This window comes from Arthrobacter sp. NicSoilC5 (assembly GCF_019977395.1).
Lineage (GTDB): Bacteria > Actinomycetota > Actinomycetes > Actinomycetales > Micrococcaceae > Arthrobacter.
The window spans coordinates 3886996-3905910 of record NZ_AP024660.1 but is presented as its reverse complement, the minus strand read 5'-3'; the positions used below and the strand labels follow the sequence as shown (position 1 = coordinate 3905910).

Here is an 18915-nt window from a genome sequence, read left to right as displayed (position 1 = left end):
ATGGGGGCGTTGCTGTGGGGAACCGGGCGTGCTGGTCCGGTCAGGAAACCTGTGCGGTGGACACCTCGGCTTTGCCGCCTGCAACGTTCTTGAAGTAGTGCTCCAGGTCCTCAAGGCTCTTGTCCTTGGTCTCGGGAACGTATTTCGCGGCGAAGGCAATGGCCCCCACACCCAGGACCGCGAAGACGAAGAACGTGTTGGAGATGCCGATGGCGGCCAGCAGCTGCGGGAAACCGAACCCGATCAGGAAGTTCACGATCCACAGCAGGAAGGCCGAGGCTCCCATGCCCAGGCCGCGGATCTTCAGCGGGAAGATTTCCGAGAGCATCAGCCACGTCACCGGGGAAATGGCACCCTGCTGGAACGCCAGGAACGTTACGGTCAGGGCCAGGATAACGAAGCCCCGGGCGGAGCCTTCGGGCAGGATCAGCGAGAAGAAGCCGATGAGCAGCAGTGCCGTGGTGGTTCCCACCTGCCCGGTGATCAGCATCCTGCGCCGCCCCACCTTGCCCAGCAGCCAGATCCCCACGAACGTGGCCAGTACCGAGATGACCCCGTTGGCGATGTTGGCCGTCAAGGCAGCTTCCCGGCCGAAACCGGACTGCGAGAGGATCTGGGTGCCGTAGTACATGATGGAGTTCACGCCCGTGATTTGCTGGATCACCGCGAGGCCCAGGCCCACCACGAAGATCCTGCGGAGCCACGGGATGCCCAGGTCCTTCCATGAACCCATTTTGGACTTGTAGTCCTCCACGGCCATGGCCTTGACTTCCTCGAACTCCTTACGGGCCTCCTCCTGCGACCGGATCCGCTGCAGCACGCTGAGCGTCTCGCCGAAGCTGCCGATGGAAGCCAGCCAGCGGGGACTCTCGGGCATGAAGTTCATCCCGATCCACAGCGCGATGGCCGGCAGGGTGGCAATGACCAGCATCCAGCGCCAAATGCCGTGCGATTCACCGAACGAGTTGCCCAGGTAGGCGTTGAAGATGAACGCGAGCAGCTGCCCGGTGACGATCATGAGTTCGTTTTGGGTGACGATCCGGCCGCGCCGGTTGCTCGGCGATACTTCCGCCAGGTACACGGGCACGGTCACCGATGCCCCGCCCACGGCGAGTCCCAGGATGAACCGGGCGGCGATCATTACCTCGGTATTGGGCGAGAACGTGCAGCCGATGGTGCCCGCGAGGAAGATGACCGCCAGCACCATGATCATTTTGCGCCGGCCGTTGCGGTCTGCCAGGCGTCCACCGAACAGGGCACCAAAGGCGGCGCCGAACAGCAGGGATGAGGTGACGAGGCCTTCGGTCAGCGGAGTGAGGCCCAGGTCCTCCTGCATGTACGGCAGGGCGCCGTTGATCACGCCGGTGTCGTAGCCGAACAGCAGGCCGCCGAAGGTGGAGATGATGGTGACGGTCCGCAGGGCCCGCTGATGGTTGCCGGGCTGCTTGACCGCTGCCTTCCCGGAATCAGGCGAACTCATAGGCTTACCTTTTGGACGTACTGCTTCATGGTCTCCAGCTGGTAGCGGGACACTTCTTCGGCGTTCTCGTCCTCAGCGAAGACGCTGGACACCATCACCGTGTCCTCCCGGTCGAGGAAGCCGATTTCCTTCAGGCCGCCGAAGAATTCGTCCCAATTGACGTCGCCGTCGCCGATCTTCAGGTGCTGGTGGACGCGGACCGGGTTGCCCGGCGGGTTGGTGATGTACCGCAGTCCGTGCGAGGCGTGGTGGTCCATGGTGTCGGCCACGTGGACCAGGCGCAGCTTGTCCCCCGCGGCCCGCATGATGTCCAGCGGAGAGTTCTTCATGTGGAAGCTGTGCGAGGCCACGTAGACCATGCCCACGTTCTTCGAGTTCACGCCCCGGATCACGCGGATGGCGGCCAGGCCTTCCTCCACGAAGTCGTCCGGGTGCGGGTCAATGAGCAGGTCGATGCCTTCACGCTCGATGATCGGCAGCAGTTCCTCCATGGACCGGTAGAACGCCCGCTCGGACTCCTCCGCCTTCTCGGGCCGGCCGCTGAACTCGGTGTTCATGGTGCTGACCCCCAGGTCCACGGCGATCTGGATGGCGCGCTTCCAGTAGCGGACGGCGGCTTCGCGGGCGTCCTCGTCGGGCCCGGACCAGCGGAGCACGGGGAGGATGGAGGCGATTTCAATCCCGGCGTCCTTGCAGGCCTTGCCCAGCTGGCCCACCAGTTCGTCGTCCGCTTTGGGGTGGTTGTAGAACGGGATGAAGTCCGCGTGCGGGGTCATCTGCATGTACTTGTAGCCGAGGTCGGCCATCACCTTGGGGAACTCCAGCAGGCTGTGCGAGTGATGGAACGGGGTGGGGTCAAGTGCGATTTTCACGTAAACACTCCATTGTGGATCAGGAAGGGTGGAGACACGAAAGGGGACGGATGGCTCCGCCCCCTTTCCGGTCCTGGTTACTTGTAGAGGTCGGGTTTCGGAGCCAGCTTCACGGCGACCTTTTCGCCGTTCTTCTGCGCTTCGACGCCTGCCTCGCAGCAGGCGGCGGTGGCGTACCCGTCCCAGGCGGAGGGGCCGCCGATTCCGCCCTTGAGTGCCGCGTCCACCCAGGACTGGATTTCGACGTCGTACGCCGCTCCGAAGCGCTCCTCGAAGCCGGGGGTGACGTTGCCGCCCCAGCGGCCTGAGCTGCGGGTGTAGGGGCCCTTGTCGCCGCCGATGCTGACGATGCCGTCTTCGAAGGAGGCCTGGGTGGCCACCTCGTAGCCAAACTTGGCGTTGACGTAGATTTCGACGTCGGCCAGGACGCCTGATTCGGTCTCCAGCAGGACGTGCTGGGGGTCGTGCTGGCCGGACGGCGCGTTCTTGGTGGCCTTGCCCAGGCGGACCTGGATGCTGGTGATTTCCTCGCCGGTGAAGAAGCGGATGGCGTCGAACTCGTGGACCACGGAGTCGTTGATGAGCATCTCGTTGGTGAAGCCCTCAGGGGTGCTCGGGTTGCGGTGCTGGTGGTGCAGCATCAGCAGCTCGCCGAGTTCGTGATTGCGGATGATCGAACCCAGCGTGGCGTATTCGGCGTCGAAGCGGCGCATGAAGCCCACCTGGATCCGCTGGTGGCCCAGTGCCACCTCGGCTTCGACGATCTTCCAGGACGATGCGGCGTCGGGCGTGAGCGGCTTTTCGCAGAGGATCGGGATGTCCCTGGCGAGGGCCTTGAGCAGGATGTCCTCGTGCAGGAATCCGGGGGTGGCGATCAGGACGGCGTTGACGTCGCCGTTGTTCAGGGCCTCGTCAGCGTCCGCCAGGGCCACGGCGCCCGGGATGCCTTCAATAGCGGCCTGGGCGCGGGCAAGATCCACGTCCACGACGGCGGCAACTTCGGCTCCGTGGATGCGCTTGCTGATGCGCTGGATGTGGTCGGCGCCCATGCGGCCTGCGCCGATGACGGCAACGCGGAGGGTTTCAGTCATTGTTCTGTCCTTTGTGGTGTCTGTGGGGCGGGTTAGCTGACGGCGGTGCGGGAACCGCAGGACAGCAGGTAGTTGCGGGTGCGCTTGGCGATGGGCATCGGTACGTCGAAGGCCACGGGGTACATGTCCTGTTCCACGATGCCGAAGATGGGCCGGTTGAGCGCTTCCACGGCTTCGATGACCGCGCGCAGGTCCGGCAGGCCGTTGGGCGGTTCGGTCATGACGCCGGCCAGGTTGGCAGCTGCCCAGGTCATGTTCTCCTCGTTGACCTTCCTGAGGATGTCCGGGTTGATCTGCTTCAGGTGCAGGTAGCCGATCCGGTCCGGGTAGTTCTTGATCAGTTCCAGGCTGGAGGCGCCGCAGTACTCGGCGTGGCCGGTGTCCAGGCAGAGGTTCAGGTACTGGGGATCGGTGGCGGCCAGCAGCGTTTCGATATCCGTCTGCGCGCCAACGTGGGAGTCGGCGTGGGAGTGGAACTGCTGCTTCAGGCCGAAGTCTTCCAGGAGGGTCTTGCCCAGGCGGTTGTGGCCGGCGAACAGGTCGTCCCAGGCCTTTTCACTCAGCGTGCCGCTTTCCACGGCTTCGCCGGTGACGTCGTCCCGCCACATGGCCGGGATGACCACGATGTGGCCGCCGCCCATGGCCGCGGTGAGTTCGGCGACCTTGCGGGCCGGTTCCCAGGCGGTTTCCCACTGGTCCAGGCCGCGGTGGAAGGCGGTGAAGACGGTGCCGGCGGAGATCTGCAGGTCGCGCTGTTTCAGTTCTTCCGCCAGGCGGGTGGGGTCGGTGGGCAGGTAGCCGTACGGGCCCAGTTCGATCCACTTGTAGCCGGACTCGGCCACCTCGTCGAGGAAGCGTTCCCACGGGGTCTGCTTGGGGTCGTCCGCGAACCAGACGCCCCAGGAGTCCGGCGCCGTGCCGATGATCAGCTTGTTCTCAGTCATTGTCTTTTCCTTTGCATCGGCTGCTCCGTAATTGTCGTTTTGGACGCTCAAAACGACAATTACGGAGCAATCGACGGGTAGGGCCCACGCCGCCAGGGTTCCCTGGCCGAGCTTGCGAGGCGAGGGCGGCGGTGGGGACTAGTTGGAGGGGAAGTTGTAGGAGGCGCCGGAGGCGTGGTGGGTTTCGGGCCAGCGGGAAGTGACTACCTTGCCGCGGGTGTAGAAGCTGACGCCTTCGGGTCCGTAGATGTGCTTATCGCCGAAGAGGGAGGCCTTCCAGCCGCCGAAGGAGTGGTAGGCCACCGGCACCGGCAAGGGAACGTTGATGCCGATCATGCCCACGGTGACGCTGCGCTGGAACTTACGGGCGGCGGCGCCGGAGGAGGTGAAGATGGCGGTGCCGTTGCCGTAGGGGTTGGCGTTGATCAGCGTGATGCCGTCCTCGAGGGTGTCGACGCGGACCACTACGAGGACGGGTCCGAAGATTTCCTCTTTGTAGGCGGTCATTTCGGTTTTGACGTGGTCCAGGACGGTGGGGCCAACCCAGAAGCCGTTTTCGTGGCCGGGGACCACCAGGTCGCGGCCGTCCACCACCATGGCGGCGCCCGCGGTTTCAGCTTCGGTGACGATCTTGACGATGCGTTCCTTGGAGGCGGGGGTGATGACCGGGCCCATTTCGGCGCCGGGTTCGGTGCCGTTGTTGACCTTGACGGCTTCGGCGCGTTCCTGGACCTTGGCGACCAGGGCATCGGCGGCGTCTCCGACGGCGACCGCGACGGAGATGGCCATGCAGCGTTCCCCGGCGGAGCCGAACGCGGCGGCCGCGAGGTGGTCGGCGGCGTTGTCCAGGTCGGCGTCGGGCAGGATGATCGCGTGGTTCTTCGCACCGCCCAGGGCCTGGACGCGCTTGCCATGCTTGGTGGCGGTTTCGTGAACGTACTGCGCGATCGGGGTGGACCCAACAAAACTAATGCCGTCCACGTCCGGGTGGGTCAGCAGCCCGTCAACGGTTTCCTTGTCGCCGTGCAGGACCTGGAACACACCGTCCGGCAGCCCGGCTTCCTTCCACAGCTTGGCCAGCAGCAGCGAGGCGGAGGGGTCGCGTTCGGAGGGCTTGAGGATGAAGGCGTTGCCGGTGGCGATGGCCATCGGGGCCATCCACAGCGGCACCATCACGGGGAAGTTGAACGGCGTGATCCCGGCGACGACGCCGAGGGGTTCGCGGAAGGAGAAGACGTCGATGCCGGTGGAGACCTGGTCCGAGTAGTCGCCCTTGAGCAGGGTGGGGATGCCGCAGGCGTACTCGACCACTTCCAAGCCGCGGCCGATCTCGCCCTTGGCGTCGGAGAGGACCTTGCCGTGCTCGGCGGTGACCAGCTGGGCGAGCTCGTCCACGTGGGCGGCGACGAGTTCGCGGAACTTGAACAGCACCGCGGTGCGCTTAGCCAGGGAAATGTCACCCCAGGTGTCGGCGGCCTTGCGGGCGGCGGCGACGGCGGTGTCCAGGTCGGCGCGGTTGGCCAGACGCAGTTCGCCGGTCACGGCGCCGGTGGCCGGGTTGTACACGTTCGTGGTGCGGTCGCCTTCGCCGGCGGTCTCGGCGCCGTTGATGAAGTGGTTGATGACCATTGTTTCGGTGGTGGTGGCAGTCATGGGACTCTTCCTTGAGTAGTGAAAAAGCGTGGTTAGCCGAGCAGTTTGCGCTGGCGTGACTTGTGGTCGACGTAGGTCTGGAAGGCCTGTTTGGTGGAGTCCAGTTCGGAGACCTGGGAGACAGGCACGTCCCACCAGGATTCGGAGGACGGTGCGTCCAGGAGGGGGTCGGATTCGACGTGGATCAGGATCGGGCCACTGTTCTCGGGGGCGGCCTTCGCATCCCGGATGGCCTGTTCGAGTTCGGCGATGACCTTTTCCCCCGGTTCGATCCGGATGACCTTCACGCCCAGGGACTCGGCGTTCAGGGCCAGGTCCACCGGCAGGGTCTCGCCCTCGTCGAAGCTGTGCTGTTCCTCGTTCAGCGCCCGGTACTGGGTGCCGAACCGCTGGGACCCGAGGGATTCGGACAGAGACCCGATGGAGGCGTAGCCGTGGTTCTGGATCAGGACCACGATCAGCTTGATGCGTTCGGCGACGGCGGTGACCAGTTCGGTGTGCATCATCAGGTAGGAGCCGTCCCCCACCATCACGACGACGTCCCGCACTGGGGCCGCTTCCCCACCAACGCCGCCTGCCGCCGTCGTGCCGGCCGCTTCGGCGATGGCCGCGCGCTTAACGCCCAGGCCGCCGGGGATCTCGTAGCCCATGCAGGAGTAGGCGTACTCGACGTGGTAGCCGAACGGGTCCCGCACGCGCCACATTTTGTGGAGGTCCCCGGGCAGGGACCCGGCGGCGCAGATGACCACGTCGCGGGCGTCCATGGCCCGGTTGGTGGCGCCGATGATCTCGTTCTGTGCCGGCAGCGGAGTGTAGCGGGTGTCGAAGGCTTCGTCCACCGTGGCGTTCCAGCGCTTCTTCTCCGCGGCGACCTTTTGTTCCAGGTCCGCCCCGACCCGGTAGCCGCCCAGGGCGGCGTTGAGCTTGACCAGGGCCTTGCGGGCGTCGGCGACGATCGGCAGCGTGGTGCCGTGCTTGTACGCGTCGATGGGTGCGACGTTGATGTTCACGAAGCGCACGTCCGGGTTCTGGAACGCGGTCCGGGACGCGGTGGTGAAGTCCTCGTAGCGGGTGCCGATGCCGATGATCAGGTCCGCCTCGGCAGCGATGGCGTTGGCCGCCGTCGTGCCGGTGGAGCCAATGGCACCGAGGGAGAACTGGTGGTCCCACGGCAGGACGCCGACGCCTGCCTGGGTGTTGCCCACCGGGATCCCGGTCAGTTCGGCGAACTTCGCCAGTTCGTCGTTGGCGTAGGCGTAGAGGACGCCGCCGCCGGCGATGATGAGCGGGCGCTTCGCGGCCCGGATGGCTGCGGCGGCGCGGGCGATGTCCTCGTCGTCGGCGTCGGGGCGGCGGATCCGCCACTCACGCTCGGCCAGGAACTCGGCCGGGACGTCGAAGGCCTCGGCCTGGACGTCCTGCGGCAGGGAAATGGTCACCGCGCCGGTCTCGGCCGGGTCCGTGAGGACGCGCAGGCCGTGGTGGAACGCCGAGAACAGCTGCTCCGGCCGGTTCACCCGGTCGAAGAACTTGGACAGCGGCCGGAACGCGTCATTGACCGTGATGTCGTAGGCGTACGGCTGCTCGAGCTGTTGCAGGACAGGGTCCGCGGCGCGGGTGGCGAACGTGTCCGACGGCAGCAGCAGCACCGGGAGCCGGTTGGTGGTGGCCAGCGCGGCACCGGTGAGCAGGTTGGAGGAACCCGGGCCGATGGAGGTGCTGATGGCGTAGGTCTGGCGGCGGCGGGTGTGCCGGGCGTAGCCCACGGCCTGGTGGACCTGGGCCTGCTCGTTGCGGCCCTGGTAGTACGGCATCAGTGCCGGGTCCAGCTGCTGGTACTGCTTCAGCGCCTGGCCCACGCCGGCCACGTTGCCGTGCCCGAAGATCCCGAACGTGCCCGGGATGAGCCGCTCACGGTAGTCAACGCCGCCCACCGTGTCCACGGTGTACTGCCGGGAAAGGTATTCGACGACGGCCTGCGCCACCGTCATTCTGCGCGTTCCTGTTGGTGTGCCCATGGCTAGTTCTCCGGAAGTTCTGTGGTGTGGTGCAGGAGCGAGGCTGCCGCGGCAACGGCGCCGGCGACGTCCCCGTCCGCGGGGTAGAGCAGCGTCCGGCCGACCGTCAGGCCCTGGACACCGGGGAGGGCCAGCGCGGCACCCCAGGTGGCGAAGACCTCGTCCTGGGACCCGTCCGGGTCACCGCCCAGCAGGACCGTGGGCATGGTGGTGGCGGCCATGACGCGTTCCATCTCCGCCACCACGGGAAGCTTCATCCAGGTGTAGGCGCTGGTGGATCCCAGGCCCTCGGCGATGGCGATGGACTTGATGACGGCGTTGGGCGAGAGATCGTTGCGGACCCGGCCGTTCTCGCGGACCGACAGGAACGGCTCCACCATGGCGATCAGCCTCCGCTCCGCCAGCGAGTCGATGGCCTTGGCGGTCGCTTCCAGGGTCACCACGGTGTCCGGGTCGCCCAGGCAGATACGGGTCAGCATCTTGCCGCCGTCCGCACCCAGGGCCGCCAAAGCGGCGGCGGTGTGGCCGGTGAAGCGGTCATCGAACTCGTTGACCAGGCCGGACAGCCCGCCGCGGTTCATCGATCCGAACACCAGCTTCCCGTCCAGGGCGCCCAGCAGCAGCAGGTCGTCCATGATGTCCGGGGAGGCCAGGACACCGTCCACGGCCGGGTTGGCCAGGGCGATCTGCAGCCGGTCCAGCAGCTGCCGGCGGTCCGCCATGGCCACCGGATCGCTGCCGACAGCCAGGGCGCCGCGGGCGGGGTGGTCGGCGGCGACGATGAAGTTCTGGCGGCCGGCCTTAACACCGGGGTGGCGGCGGCGTGCCTTCGCGGCACGGGCCACGGCGTCCGGGTCTTCGAGGCGGATGGTGCTCAGGTGCTCATAGCGGCGGGGATCATCATCCACGGCGTGGTTCGAGGCGAGGGGTGTGAGGGTCACAGTGCTGCTCCTTCGGGAATGGAAGCGCCGGAGACCGTACCCGGCACGGTACGTCCGCGTTCGGCCAGCAGCGAGGTGACCTCGTCCGGCGTCGGCATCGCATCGGCGCAGGACAGGCGGGAGGCCACAATGGCGCCGGCGGCGTTGGCGTAGTCCAGTACCTGTTGCAGCGGCCAGCCGGACAGCAGTCCGTGGCAGAACGCGCCGCCGAAGGAATCGCCGGCGCCGAGGCCGTTAAAGGTTTCAACCGGGACGGGGGCGGAGACCACGCGCTCGGTGCGCGTCTTGGCCATCACGCCTTCAGCACCAAGCTTGACGACGGCGATTTCCACGCCGGCGGCCAGCAGCCGGTCCGCCTGCTCGTCAGGGGTTCCCTCCCCTACGGCGACGGCGCATTCCTTGTCATTGCCGATGGCGACGGTGACGTGCGGGAGGACCCTGGCCACCTCTGCGCGGGCTTCCTCTTCGGACGCCCAGAACATGGGACGGTAGTCCAGGTCCAGGACAGTGAACTGCCCTTCGGCCAGTTCGGTGCGGGGACGGGCCTGGTGCGCGGCGATGTGCGCGGACCGGGAAGGCTCCTGGCACAGGCCGGTCACGGTGGACCAGAAGATACCGGCCCCGCGGATGGCCTCCAGGTCCAGTTCTTCAGCCTTGATCTGCAGGTCCGGAGCGGTGGGGAAACGGCCGTAGAAGTACAGCGGGAACTCGTCCGTGGCGGGCTTGATCGCGCAAAATGTCACCGGTGTCTGCAGGCCGGCGACCGGCGTAACGAATGTGTCGTCGACGTTGAACTTGTGCAGTTCCCGGTGGAGGTAGGTGCCGAACGCATCGTCCCCGGTGCGGGTGATGACGCCGGTCCGGCGGCCGTGCCGGGCAGCGGCAACGGCGACGTTGGACGGCGAACCGCCAAGGTATTTGCCGAAGGAGTTGACGTCCTCCAGGCCAACCCCGATGTCGTTCGGGTAAATATCAACGCTGATGCGCCCGATCGTAAGAAGCTCGTGGGTCACGGGAATCGTGGACCTTTCTGGTGTGGAACTCGGATCCTTTGAGGAGCAGGAGTTCCGGGACTGGCAGGCCGTGGCGTGGGCCACAGGAACTACTTTGCCCTAGATCGAATGTCCTGTCAAAGGTTTGTACTGACATACTTACAACAAGCGTTTAAACGTGCCATCCCGCCACGGATGGGCACGCCAGCACTACTTCCGGGGAACGGCCAACTCGCCGGTCATGTACTGGGCACGGCCAAACCCGAAGGACCAGTCGCCGGCAGTGTTTTCGACATAGCCAATGAAGACGTCCTCGCCGGCGACCCCCGCTGCTGCAAGCTTTTCAGCCACCGCGGCAAAGAGCCGCTGCTTTGCCTCCTGGGACCGGCCGCCCTGGGTGAAGATCTGGATCATCACCACTCCCCCGGTGCGCTCGAAGCCGAGGCCGGCGTCCTGGGCGAAGATCTGGCCCTGCGGGTGTTCGGTGAGGATGTGGAAGTAGTCCCGCTCCGGGATGCCGTACTCCGCAAGGATGGCATCGTGGATGCCGCGGCTCAGCTGCTGCAGCTCATCGGCAGTGCGGCCTTCGTTGACGTCAATGCGAACCAGTGGCATGAAGCTTCTCCTCTAATAGTTTGTACTGACATACTAACAAACTTAATTTTGACACCGCAAGATCCCCTTGCGCAGGTAAACGGAGCGGGCGTAGTCTTAATCAATCAAAAGGTTGATAAATCTCTATGTTGATTAGAAGAAAGGCGGGAATGGTGGCGGATGACGACGCGGCTTTGGACGTTGCTTTCCTTGCCCTGGCCGACCCCGTTCGTCGACGCATCATTGCCCGGCTAAGCCGGGGCCCGGCCACCGTTAACGAGCTGGCCGAGCCGTTCGAGATTTCCAAGCAGGCAGTCTCGAAGCACATCCAGGTACTCGAGCAGGCGAATCTGGTCACCCGCAGCAGGGACGCCCAGCGCAGGCCCGTCCACCTGAACCCCGCACGGCTGGAGGCGCTCACTGCCTGGATCGACCAGTACAGGCTGGTCCGGGAAGGGCAGTTCCGCAGCCTCGATGCGGTGCTTGAATCCAGCGCCGGGCAAACGGCGCCTAAGGCAAAGGACAGGAAATGACCAACCAACTGAAGATCACGGCACCCGAGGGACTCCCCTACATCGACTTCGAGCGGGAGTTCGACTTTCCGGTGGCGGACGTGTTCCGGGCTCACAAGGACCCGGAACTGGTGGCCCAATGGCTGGGTCCGCGGGGCATGAAGATGGAAATGGACCACTACGACTTCCGTACCGGCGGGAGCTACCGGTACATTCACACGGGTCCGGAGGGGGTGCCGTACGAGTTCCGTGGCATCTTCCACACGGTGCGCGAGAACGAGTTCGCCCTGCAGACCTTCGAGTTCGGCGGCTATCCGGACTCGGTCAGCCTGGAGTCCATGACATTTGAGGAGCTCGACGGCGGCCGGTGCAGGCTGCGGGGCCACGCCATGTACCAGAGCATGGAGGCGCGGGACGGCATGCTGCACTCAGGCATGGAGGGCGGCATGTCCGAAGGCTATGAGCGGCTGGACGAACTGTTGGCGGGCGCGTCGGTCTGACGCAGGAGGAGGGCTTCGTCCAGCACGCGGCCAAGGTTGGCGGCATCGTGGGCGAAGCGGCCCAGGAAGAGTCCGTCCGCGGCCGGCAGCCGGGGAAGCAGCCCGGGCCCGGCGCTGCCGCCGTAGATCAGCGGGCAGGCAGGGCCAAGGGCTGCGCGGATCTGCGCCAGGACGGCGTTGACGTGACGCGGTGGGGCGGGCTCCTGCGCACCGATGGCCCAGACCGGTTCGTAGGCCAGGACCAGGCGGTTCAGCAGGGCCGGGTCGCCGTCCGTGGCGGCGCGGACCTGCTGCACGCAAAAGGCGGCGGCAGCTCCGGCGTCGAGCCTGTCCGGCTCGCCGATGCAGAGCAGCGGAGTGAGGGAATGGCCGACGGCGGCACGCACCTTGCGTGCCACCACGGCGTCGTCCTCGCCAAAGAGCCGGCGGCGTTCGGCATGGCCGATCTCGACGAGTGAGACGCCGAGTTCGGCCAGCATGCCGGGGCTGACTTCACCGGTCAGCGGCCCGTCGCCCCAGGCGCAGTTCTGGGCGCCGAGGAGCACGGGCGAACCTGCCAGGATCCGCGCGGCGGGCTCCAGGACAGGGAAGGACGGGATGGCGAAGACCCGGACCGGGGACTCCTTGGCGGATTCCATGCCCAGTCCGGGCCTGTCATCGACGATGGAACGCACCTCCGACAGCCAGCGCAGGCTTGCCTGGTAGCCCAGGTACATCTTGGTGCTGACACCGATGTAGCGGGGGCCCTTGCCTGTGCTGCTGCCGGAGGTGCTCATCGTTTTCCTTGCGTGGGTGGTGGTGTGCTCAGTCGAGCAGGTCGTCGGCCTTGTTCTTGAACCGCCTGGTGGCGAACATCATCGCTGCCGCCACGAACGGCAGGACACCCAGGGCATAGACGCCCATGGACCCCGTTGGTGATTGCGTGGCTTCGTTGACTGCGGTCCGCAGGATGGGTGCCACGAAGCCGCCCAGGTTGCCCAGCGAGTTGATCAGCCCAATGCCTGCCGCGGCAGCGGAACCGGCGAGGAACGCGGTGGGATAGGACCACACCACGGGGCCGACGGCCAGGAAGCTGCAGACTGCCAGGGTTATGAAGATCATGCCCAGGACCGGCTGGTGGTTGGTTCCCGCCCAGGCCGAGCCGAAGATGCACAGGCCGGTGGAGATGAACAGGATGGTGCCGAATTTGCGTCGCTTGGCCACGGTGTTGGCCGCCTTGCCGATGAAGTAGCAGGCAAAGATGCCGAAGAACCACGGGACGGCGATGAGGAGGCCGACGGCGAGTCCCACCTTCTGCCCGGTCAGGGAGGACACCTGCTGCGGCAGGAAGAACGTCACACCGTAGACGGCGATCTGCAGGCAGAAGTAGATGACCGTGAAGTACCAGACGCGGCCGTTGCGCATGGCGGCGAGGATGCCGCGGGGGCCGTGCTCGTCCTTGATGTTGTCCTCAAGTGCCATGACCTCCTTCAGCGCGTACTTTTCCTCGCGGCTGAGGAACTTGGCCTTCTCCGGTCCGTTGATCAGGAAGAAGAACGCCGCAATGCCTGCCAGGACGGCGAGCATGCCTTCGACGAAGAACATGACCTGCCAGCCGCGCAGGCCCGGCACCTGGTCGCCAATGTTGATCAGCCAGCCGGACAGCGGGTTGCCGATCATCTGGGAGAACGGCTGGGCCAGGTAGAAGATGGCGAACATCTGGACGCGCACCTTGTTGGGGAACCATTCGGCGAGGTACATGATGACGCCGGGGAACAGCCCGGCCTCGGTGACGCCCAGGAGGAAACGCAGGATCACGAACGAGGTCTCGCCCTGCACGAACGCGAAGCACGCGGAGACGATGCCCCAGGTGATGGCGATGCGCGCCAGCCAGATCTTGGCACCGACCTTCTTGAGCAGCAGGTTGCTGGGGATCTCGAAGATGGCGTAGCCAATGAAGAAGATACCGGCGCCCAGGGCGAAGGCCGCGGCGGACACCCCCTTGTCCGCGCCCAGTGCCGCCTCGGCGAAGCCGACGTTGGTGCGGTCCAGGAACGAAACGACGTAGAGGATGACCAGCATCGGCATGAGCCGGCGGGCCGCCTTGGAAATCGCGGACTTCAGGACCGGACGGGCCAGGAGTTCCTTGGATGTTGCGGTGGTTTCTGACACAACACTCTCCTTCGAGTGGTGACGTTGGTGGTTCCCCGCAGGCCGGCGGCCTGCGGGGCTTGTGGCATCCGGGGCGGATGCCGTCAGTGCATGTACAGGCCGCCGTCGACGTTCAGCGTCTGGCCGGAGATGTAGCCGGCGTCCTCACCGATGAGGAAGGAAATGGCCGCCGCGATGTCGCGGGTGGTGCCTACCCGGTTCACCACCAGGTCCTTCACGAGTTCATCCTTGCGTTCCTCGCTGAGGGTGCCGCCCATGATGTCGGTGTCGATCGGACCGGGTGAGATGGCATTGACCGTGATGTCGTACTCGCCCAGTTCGCGGGCGGTGGCGCGGGTCAGGCCGATGACGCCGGCCTTCGCCACGGAGTACGGAGTCTTGCTGAAGGTTCCGCCGCCGCGCTGCGCGGAGACGGAGGAGATGTTGACGATCCGTCCCACCCGGTTCCTGGCCATCGATTCGGCCGCGCGGCGGGTGGCGTAGTGGACGCCGTTCATGTTGATGTTCACGACGCGGTCCCATTCGGCGCTGTCCAGCTCCAGGTAGGGAACCGGGGAGCTGACGCCCGCGATGTTTGCCAGTGCCACCAGTTGGGGAAGCTCAGCTTCGATCTCGTCGATGGCGGCACGCACCGAGGCTTCGTCGCCGATGTTGGCGCCGGCGCCGTGGGCTTTGACGCCGTGCTTTTCGGCCAGTTCCCTGGCCAGGTCCTTGCTGGCGGCGTCGTCGAGGTCGATCACGCCGATGTTCCAGCCGCGCTCGGCGAGGTAGTCCGCGGTGGCGCGCCCGATGCCGCGTTCAGAGACTGCGCCGGTGACGATCGCCGTGCGCTCTGCGGGGAAAACTGTCATGGAATGTTCCTTCTGGTTGAGGAAAGCAGGGCTAGGACAGCGGGGCCGGGCCCAGGTCCTCGATGAGCTTTTGCATGGCGACGTAGGCCTTGTTCCGGTAGGCAACCAGGGCGGCGGTGCGCTCTGCCGGGACATCAAGGAAGCCGGAGCCGGTCTTGGTGCCCAGCTGGCCGGCGTCGACCTTTTCCTGGAGGATCTGCGGGGTGGCGAACCGCTCCGGGAAGCCGGTCTGCAGTGACTTGTAGCAGAAGGCGTACACGTCCAGGCCTGCCATGTCGGCGATGGCGAAGGGGCCGAAGAACGGCAGGCGGAAGCCGAAGGTGGTGCGGACCAGGGTGTCCACGTCCTCGGCGGTGGCGATGCCTTCCTCCACCACCTGCGCGGCTTCGTGGAAGAGGGCGTACTGGAGCCGGTTCAGCACGAAGCCGGTGACGTCCTTGACGGTGGCGGTTTCCTTGCCGGTCTCCCCCACGATGGTGCGGGCGGCCTGGACGGTTGCCTCGGAGGTCCCCTCGTGCGGGATGACTTCCACGCCGGGGATGAAGGGTGCCGGGTTGGAGAAGTGGACGCCCAGGAAGCGCTCCGGGTTGTCCACCACTTCGGCGAGCTTGGCGATGGAGATGGTGGAGGTGTTGGAGCCGATGATGGCGTCCGGCCGGGCGGCGGCGCTGATTCGGCCCAGGGTGGCGTGCTTGATTTCGAGGACTTCAGGCACGGCCTCCTCGATGTATTCGGCGTCCGCTACGGCTTCTTCGATGTCCTTGGCTGCCCAGAGGTTTTCCTTGAGCAGGTCCGTGGCGTTGGCCGGGAAGAGCCCTGCTGCCACAAACTCGTCAGATTCCTTCAGCAGCCGCTCGTAGTTGCTTTGGGCGATTTCGGCGGAGACGTCCGCCAGGGCCACGCGGGCTCCGGCAAGTGCCAGGACCTGGGCGATTCCGCCGCCCATGTAGCCGGAGCCGACGACGGCGATGTTACGGGTGCTCATGTGGTTTCAAGTCCTTCCGACGCGCCCTCATAGGAGCAGATGGCGTCTACTTTGGCCGCGGATGCGGAGTTTTCATCGAAGCGGTAGTTGAGCCACTCGCCCACCAGCTTCTTGGCCAGTTCCAGGCCGATGACGCGCTGGCCCATGGTCAGGACCTGGGCGTTGTTGGACAGCACGGAGCGTTCCACGGAGTAGCTGTCGTGCGCGGTGACGGCCCGGATGCCCGGTACCTTGTTGGCGGAGATGGCGACCCCCAGGCCGGTTCCGCAGATCAGGAGGGCGCGGTCCGCTTCGCCGGCGGCCACTTTGCGGGCGGCGGCGACGGCCAGGTGTGGGTAGGCGGTGGTGTCGTCGGCGCCGACTCCCACGTCCTCCACCGAGGCGACGCGGGGGTCCGCCTCCAGCAGTTCGCGCAGGGCGTTCTTGTATTCGACGCCGGCTTCGTCATTGCCGACGACGATGCGCCAGCCTGGCTGGGATTGCTCAGTCATAAGGGTTCTCCTTTAGTGGCTTTCGATGGTGGCGGCGTAATCGGCCACCCTGCGGGCGATGAGGCCGAAGGACACAGCACCGGGGTCGGGGTGGCCCAGGCTTTTTTCGGCCAGGGGGCGGGCGCGGCCCTTCTTCGGGCTGAGCCCGGCGGTCTCGTCAGCGGCTTTTGCTGCCGCCTCCGCTGCCGCACGGAGGCTCCCGGCCAGGCTGCCGCCGTCGTCGATTGCCCGGTTGAACGTCTCGGCGAACGGAAGCAGCGCGTCCACCATGGTCTTGTCCCCGGCTGCGGCCTTGCCCAGGGTGATGATGGCGTCGCGGAGGGCGTTGACGGCGGCGGCCGCGTCCGCCGCCGTGTAGGAGTCCTTGCTGCCAAGGGTCCTGCCGACGGCGGTGACGGCAGCGCCCCAGAGGGCCCCGGAGGTGCCGCCGGCGCGTTCGGCCCACTGCTCCCCCGCTGCGGTGAGGAGTTCCTCGAGTCCCGCGCCGGCCGCGTGGGACTTCTCGGCGGCAGCGACGGCGGCATCAACGCCGCGGCGCATGCCGATGCCGTGGTCGCCGTCCCCGGCGATGGCGTCCAGTTTCCCAAGCGCGTCCTCATGTTCGACGACGACGGACCGGGCTTCCTTCAGCGCGCCCACCGCGGTGGCCGCCAGGGCGGTGGAGGCTGCCGTGGCAGCCAGCGCCGGAGTCGCTTCGGCGTCTTCCAGGGCCTCCAGCGAACGGGCACGGCGCGGGGCCAGGTTGCCTTTGCGGAAGGCAGGGGTGTCAGCCGGCGCGGCCCAGAATTTCTCCAGTTCCGCGTCCAGCCAGAACAGCGTCAGGGACAGTCCGGACATGTCCAGGCTGGTTACCAGTTCGCCGCACTCCGGTTCCACGATCTCTAGTCCGGCCCCGGTCAGCAGCGCCTCGATCTTGCCGAACAGCAGGAAGAGTTCGTCGTACTTGACCGTTCCCAGGCCGTTCAGGATCGGCACCACCCTGGTGCCCGCGGCGTCCGGCTTGTCCTTGAGCAGCCCGTCCACCAGGAGCCGGGCAAGTTCGCTGGCGGTGGGCAGGGGCTGCTCGGAGATGCCGGGTTCACCGTGGATGCCGAGCCCCACGGACATCATGCCGTCGGGCACGGTGAACAGAGGTTCGGCTGCTCCGGGCAGGGTGCAGCCGGCAAAGGCAACGCCGAGCGAGCGGGTGTGGTGGTTGGCCTTGATGGCGAGGCGCTCCACCTCGTCCAGGTCCAGGCCGGCTTCCGCTGCCGCGCCGGCCACTTTGAAGACTGTCAGGTCCCCGGCGATGCCGCGGCGCTTGGCGATTTCCTCCAGTGGAGCGCTGGCGATGTCATCGGTGACCAGGACGGTCCGGGTTTCGATGCCTTCGGCGTTCAGTTTGTCCTGGGCCTGGCCGAAGTGGAGGACGTCGCCGGCGTAGTTTCCGTAGCTGAGCAGGACTCCCCCGCCGGCCTGGGATGCCTTGGCCACGCGGTACACCTGCCCCGCTGAGGGGGATGCAAACATGTTGCCGCAGGCGCTTCCTGCCGCCAGCCCGGCACCCACCAGGCCGGCGAAGGCCGGGTAGTGGCCGGAGCCCCCGCCGATGACCAGTGCCACCTGGCCGGCGGGTGATTCGGTGGAGCGGACAACGCCGCCGTCAACGCGCGCAACATACTGTCGGTTGGCGGCCACGAAGCCGTCGAGGGCGTCGTCTGCGAACTGCGCTGGATCGTCAAATATCTTTGTCATGATTCCTCGTTGAACCGGTTGTCTCGGTTGGGATGCCTGCCGGCTAGCGTGCGGGGACTGCCGCCGGAGTTTGCCGGCCCTGGGCCACCAGGCTGGTGCCCAGGGCGTAGCCGTCGCGCTTGGGGAGGACCTGGCGGCGCAGGTAGTCCTGGTTGGCGGCGGTGACGCTCAGGCCGTCGCCACCGTAGTGTTCCGTGCAGATGACGCCCTGGAAGCCGACGGAGATGGCGAACTGGAAGGCCTCGCGGTAGCTGATGAGGCCTGATTCCATGGGGGCCGGCATGGCGACGTACTGGTTCCGGGCTTGGTTTTCATCGCGGATGTAGTTCTTGACGTGCCAGTAGTTGGAGTACGGCAGGGTCTTGTGCACCAGTTCACGCCAGTCCTCGATGGGGCGGTGCAGCCGGATCAGGTTGCCCAGGTCCGGGTTCAGCCCCACGTTGGGCAGGTCGATGTCCTGGACCAGCTGCACGGAGGAATCGCCGGTGCCCAGGTAGGTGTCCTCATACATTTCCAGGGATACCAGGAGGCCAAGTTCCGCGGCGTGCTTGCCCACTTCGCGGATGCGGGTGACGGCGTTGTTCCAGCTTTCCTTGTCACCCACCGGGTCCTTGTGGCCCTCGACGGTCCAGAACCACAGCTGCTTCCGCTGCTCGGGGGTGATGGCCTGGTGGAGCCCGATCGAGACAACCTCGCAGCCAAGCTGTGCTGCGGCTTCGAGGGTGCGGTGGGTGTAGGCCAGGTTGTCTTCCCAGTTGCCTTCCTCGATCACGCTGCGGCGGATGGCGGAGATGGAGGGAAGTCCGAGGCCGGCGGCCGTGGCGGCGGCCTTCAGTTCGTCCAGCCGGGCGCTGGAGAGATCGCCGGGGCGGACCCAGCTGTCGGTGAGGTCGGCGTTGGTGAAACCGGCGTCGGCCACTTCCTCGAAGACCTGCTGCCAGTCGCTGGCGGGGGCATCTTGGACGGTGGTTCCGTCCTGCCTGGTTCCGGGGAACTGCAGCAGGGCGGCGGCGATGGGCCAGTTTTCAGCGGTGTACGGCATTGTCACTCCAGATCATGAATCGCATTTCCTATAGGATCTACGTTGCTTATGGATCCTGTCAAGG

General features: G+C 66.2%; 18 protein-coding genes. 2 read left to right on the top strand and 16 right to left on the bottom strand.

Annotated elements, in window-relative coordinates:
• Positions 1-40: 40 nt before the first annotated feature.
• The 9 genes from LDO22_RS18275 to LDO22_RS18235 all read right to left on the bottom strand — a co-directional run bounded on the left by LDO22_RS18275 (position 41) and on the right by LDO22_RS18235 (position 10606).
• Positions 41-1480, bottom strand: coding sequence for a sugar porter family MFS transporter (locus LDO22_RS18275; RefSeq protein ID WP_224025110.1), 1440 nt, complete (start codon positions 1478-1480; stop codon positions 41-43).
• The gene (locus LDO22_RS18270) at positions 1477-2352 is read right to left on the bottom strand and encodes a sugar phosphate isomerase/epimerase family protein (protein WP_224025108.1); all 876 of its coding nucleotides are present in this window, start codon (positions 2350-2352) and stop codon (positions 1477-1479) included. Before LDO22_RS18270 ends, LDO22_RS18275 begins: the two co-directional genes overlap by 4 nt.
• Before the next feature lie 77 nt (positions 2353-2429).
• Positions 2430-3443, bottom strand: coding sequence for a Gfo/Idh/MocA family oxidoreductase (locus tag LDO22_RS18265; protein WP_224025107.1), 1014 nt, complete (start codon positions 3441-3443; stop codon positions 2430-2432).
• Between the two features lie 32 nt (positions 3444-3475).
• Entirely contained in the window at positions 3476-4387 is a 912-nt protein-coding gene (locus LDO22_RS18260) for a sugar phosphate isomerase/epimerase (protein ID WP_159632819.1), read from the bottom strand.
• 138 nt (positions 4388-4525) lie between these two features.
• Positions 4526-6040 carry a CoA-acylating methylmalonate-semialdehyde dehydrogenase gene (locus tag LDO22_RS18255; RefSeq protein ID WP_224025101.1) on the bottom strand — a complete coding sequence of 505 codons (1515 nt, stop codon included), beginning with the start codon at positions 6038-6040 and terminating at the stop codon, positions 4526-4528.
• 32 nt (positions 6041-6072) lie between these two features.
• Positions 6073-8058 carry a 3D-(3,5/4)-trihydroxycyclohexane-1,2-dione acylhydrolase (decyclizing) gene (iolD, locus tag LDO22_RS18250; protein WP_224025099.1) on the bottom strand — a complete coding sequence of 662 codons (1986 nt, stop codon included), beginning with the start codon at positions 8056-8058 and terminating at the stop codon, positions 6073-6075.
• A 2-nt stretch (positions 8059-8060) separates the two neighbouring features.
• Positions 8061-8999, bottom strand: a complete 939-nt coding sequence (locus LDO22_RS18245; RefSeq protein ID WP_224025098.1) for a deoxyribose-phosphate aldolase — start codon at positions 8997-8999, stop codon at positions 8061-8063.
• Entirely contained in the window at positions 8996-10012 is a 1017-nt protein-coding gene (gene iolC, locus LDO22_RS18240) for a 5-dehydro-2-deoxygluconokinase (protein ID WP_224025096.1), read from the bottom strand. Before iolC ends, LDO22_RS18245 begins: the two co-directional genes overlap by 4 nt.
• Before the next feature lie 189 nt (positions 10013-10201).
• On the bottom strand, positions 10202-10606 hold the full coding sequence (locus LDO22_RS18235) for a tautomerase family protein (RefSeq protein ID WP_224025094.1): 405 nt from the start codon (positions 10604-10606) through the stop codon (positions 10202-10204).
• 149 nt (positions 10607-10755) lie between these two features.
• Here LDO22_RS18235 and LDO22_RS18230 point away from each other — a divergent pair, with 149 nt between their 5' ends.
• Positions 10756-11118 (top strand): metalloregulator ArsR/SmtB family transcription factor, encoded by a 363-nt coding sequence (locus LDO22_RS18230; RefSeq protein WP_224027279.1) that lies wholly within the window; start codon positions 10756-10758, stop codon positions 11116-11118.
• The gene (locus LDO22_RS18225; protein WP_159632825.1) at positions 11115-11597 is read left to right on the top strand and encodes an SRPBCC family protein; all 483 of its coding nucleotides are present in this window, start codon (positions 11115-11117) and stop codon (positions 11595-11597) included. Before LDO22_RS18230 ends, LDO22_RS18225 begins: the two co-directional genes overlap by 4 nt.
• Here LDO22_RS18225 and LDO22_RS18220 read toward each other — a convergent pair.
• From LDO22_RS18220 to LDO22_RS18190, 7 genes are all read right to left on the bottom strand, one after another.
• Complete coding sequence (locus LDO22_RS18220) at positions 11555-12373, bottom strand: triose-phosphate isomerase family protein (RefSeq protein WP_224025093.1); 819 nt, start codon at positions 12371-12373, stop codon at positions 11555-11557. The genes LDO22_RS18225 and LDO22_RS18220 overlap by 43 nt on opposite strands.
• 28 nt (positions 12374-12401) lie before the next feature.
• Entirely contained in the window at positions 12402-13748 is a 1347-nt protein-coding gene (locus LDO22_RS18215; RefSeq protein ID WP_159632827.1) for an MFS transporter, read from the bottom strand.
• Between the two features lie 83 nt (positions 13749-13831).
• The gene (locus tag LDO22_RS18210) at positions 13832-14599 is read right to left on the bottom strand and encodes an SDR family oxidoreductase (RefSeq protein WP_224025092.1); all 768 of its coding nucleotides are present in this window, start codon (positions 14597-14599) and stop codon (positions 13832-13834) included.
• 31 nt (positions 14600-14630) lie between these two features.
• On the bottom strand, positions 14631-15584 hold the full coding sequence (locus LDO22_RS18205; RefSeq protein ID WP_159632829.1) for a 3-hydroxyacyl-CoA dehydrogenase family protein: 954 nt from the start codon (positions 15582-15584) through the stop codon (positions 14631-14633).
• A complete protein-coding gene (locus LDO22_RS18200; protein WP_224025091.1) occupies positions 15581-16075 on the bottom strand; it encodes a ribose-5-phosphate isomerase in 495 nt (164 codons plus the stop codon). Before LDO22_RS18200 ends, LDO22_RS18205 begins: the two co-directional genes overlap by 4 nt.
• 12 nt (positions 16076-16087) lie before the next feature.
• Positions 16088-17809 (bottom strand): dihydroxyacetone kinase family protein, encoded by a 1722-nt coding sequence (locus LDO22_RS18195; RefSeq protein ID WP_224025090.1) that lies wholly within the window; start codon positions 17807-17809, stop codon positions 16088-16090.
• A gap of 43 nt (positions 17810-17852) precedes the next feature.
• Positions 17853-18851, bottom strand: a complete 999-nt coding sequence (locus tag LDO22_RS18190) for a sugar phosphate isomerase/epimerase family protein (protein ID WP_224025089.1) — start codon at positions 18849-18851, stop codon at positions 17853-17855.
• Positions 18852-18915 lie beyond the last annotated feature (64 nt).

Coding starts and splice junctions, on each gene's coding strand:
- LDO22_RS18265 (WP_224025107.1), bottom strand. CDS start 3,443: ATGACTGAAACCCTCCGCGTTGCCGTCATCGGCGCAGGCCGCATGGGC.
- LDO22_RS18205 (WP_159632829.1), bottom strand. CDS start 15,584: ATGAGCACCCGTAACATCGCCGTCGTCGGCTCCGGCTACATGGGCGGC.
- iolD (WP_224025099.1), bottom strand. CDS start 8,058: ATGGGCACACCAACAGGAACGCGCAGAATGACGGTGGCGCAGGCCGTC.
- LDO22_RS18275 (WP_224025110.1), bottom strand. CDS start 1,480: ATGAGTTCGCCTGATTCCGGGAAGGCAGCGGTCAAGCAGCCCGGCAAC.
- LDO22_RS18190 (WP_224025089.1), bottom strand. CDS start 18,851: ATGCCGTACACCGCTGAAAACTGGCCCATCGCCGCCGCCCTGCTGCAG.
- LDO22_RS18195 (WP_224025090.1), bottom strand. CDS start 17,809: ATGACAAAGATATTTGACGATCCAGCGCAGTTCGCAGACGACGCCCTC.
- LDO22_RS18210 (WP_224025092.1), bottom strand. CDS start 14,599: ATGACAGTTTTCCCCGCAGAGCGCACGGCGATCGTCACCGGCGCAGTC.
- LDO22_RS18200 (WP_224025091.1), bottom strand. CDS start 16,075: ATGACTGAGCAATCCCAGCCAGGCTGGCGCATCGTCGTCGGCAATGAC.
- LDO22_RS18230 (WP_224027279.1), top strand. CDS start 10,756: ATGGTGGCGGATGACGACGCGGCTTTGGACGTTGCTTTCCTTGCCCTG.
- LDO22_RS18235 (WP_224025094.1), bottom strand. CDS start 10,606: ATGCCACTGGTTCGCATTGACGTCAACGAAGGCCGCACTGCCGATGAG.
- LDO22_RS18260 (WP_159632819.1), bottom strand. CDS start 4,387: ATGACTGAGAACAAGCTGATCATCGGCACGGCGCCGGACTCCTGGGGC.
- LDO22_RS18225 (WP_159632825.1), top strand. CDS start 11,115: ATGACCAACCAACTGAAGATCACGGCACCCGAGGGACTCCCCTACATC.
- LDO22_RS18220 (WP_224025093.1), bottom strand. CDS start 12,373: ATGAGCACCTCCGGCAGCAGCACAGGCAAGGGCCCCCGCTACATCGGT.
- LDO22_RS18255 (WP_224025101.1), bottom strand. CDS start 6,040: ATGACTGCCACCACCACCGAAACAATGGTCATCAACCACTTCATCAAC.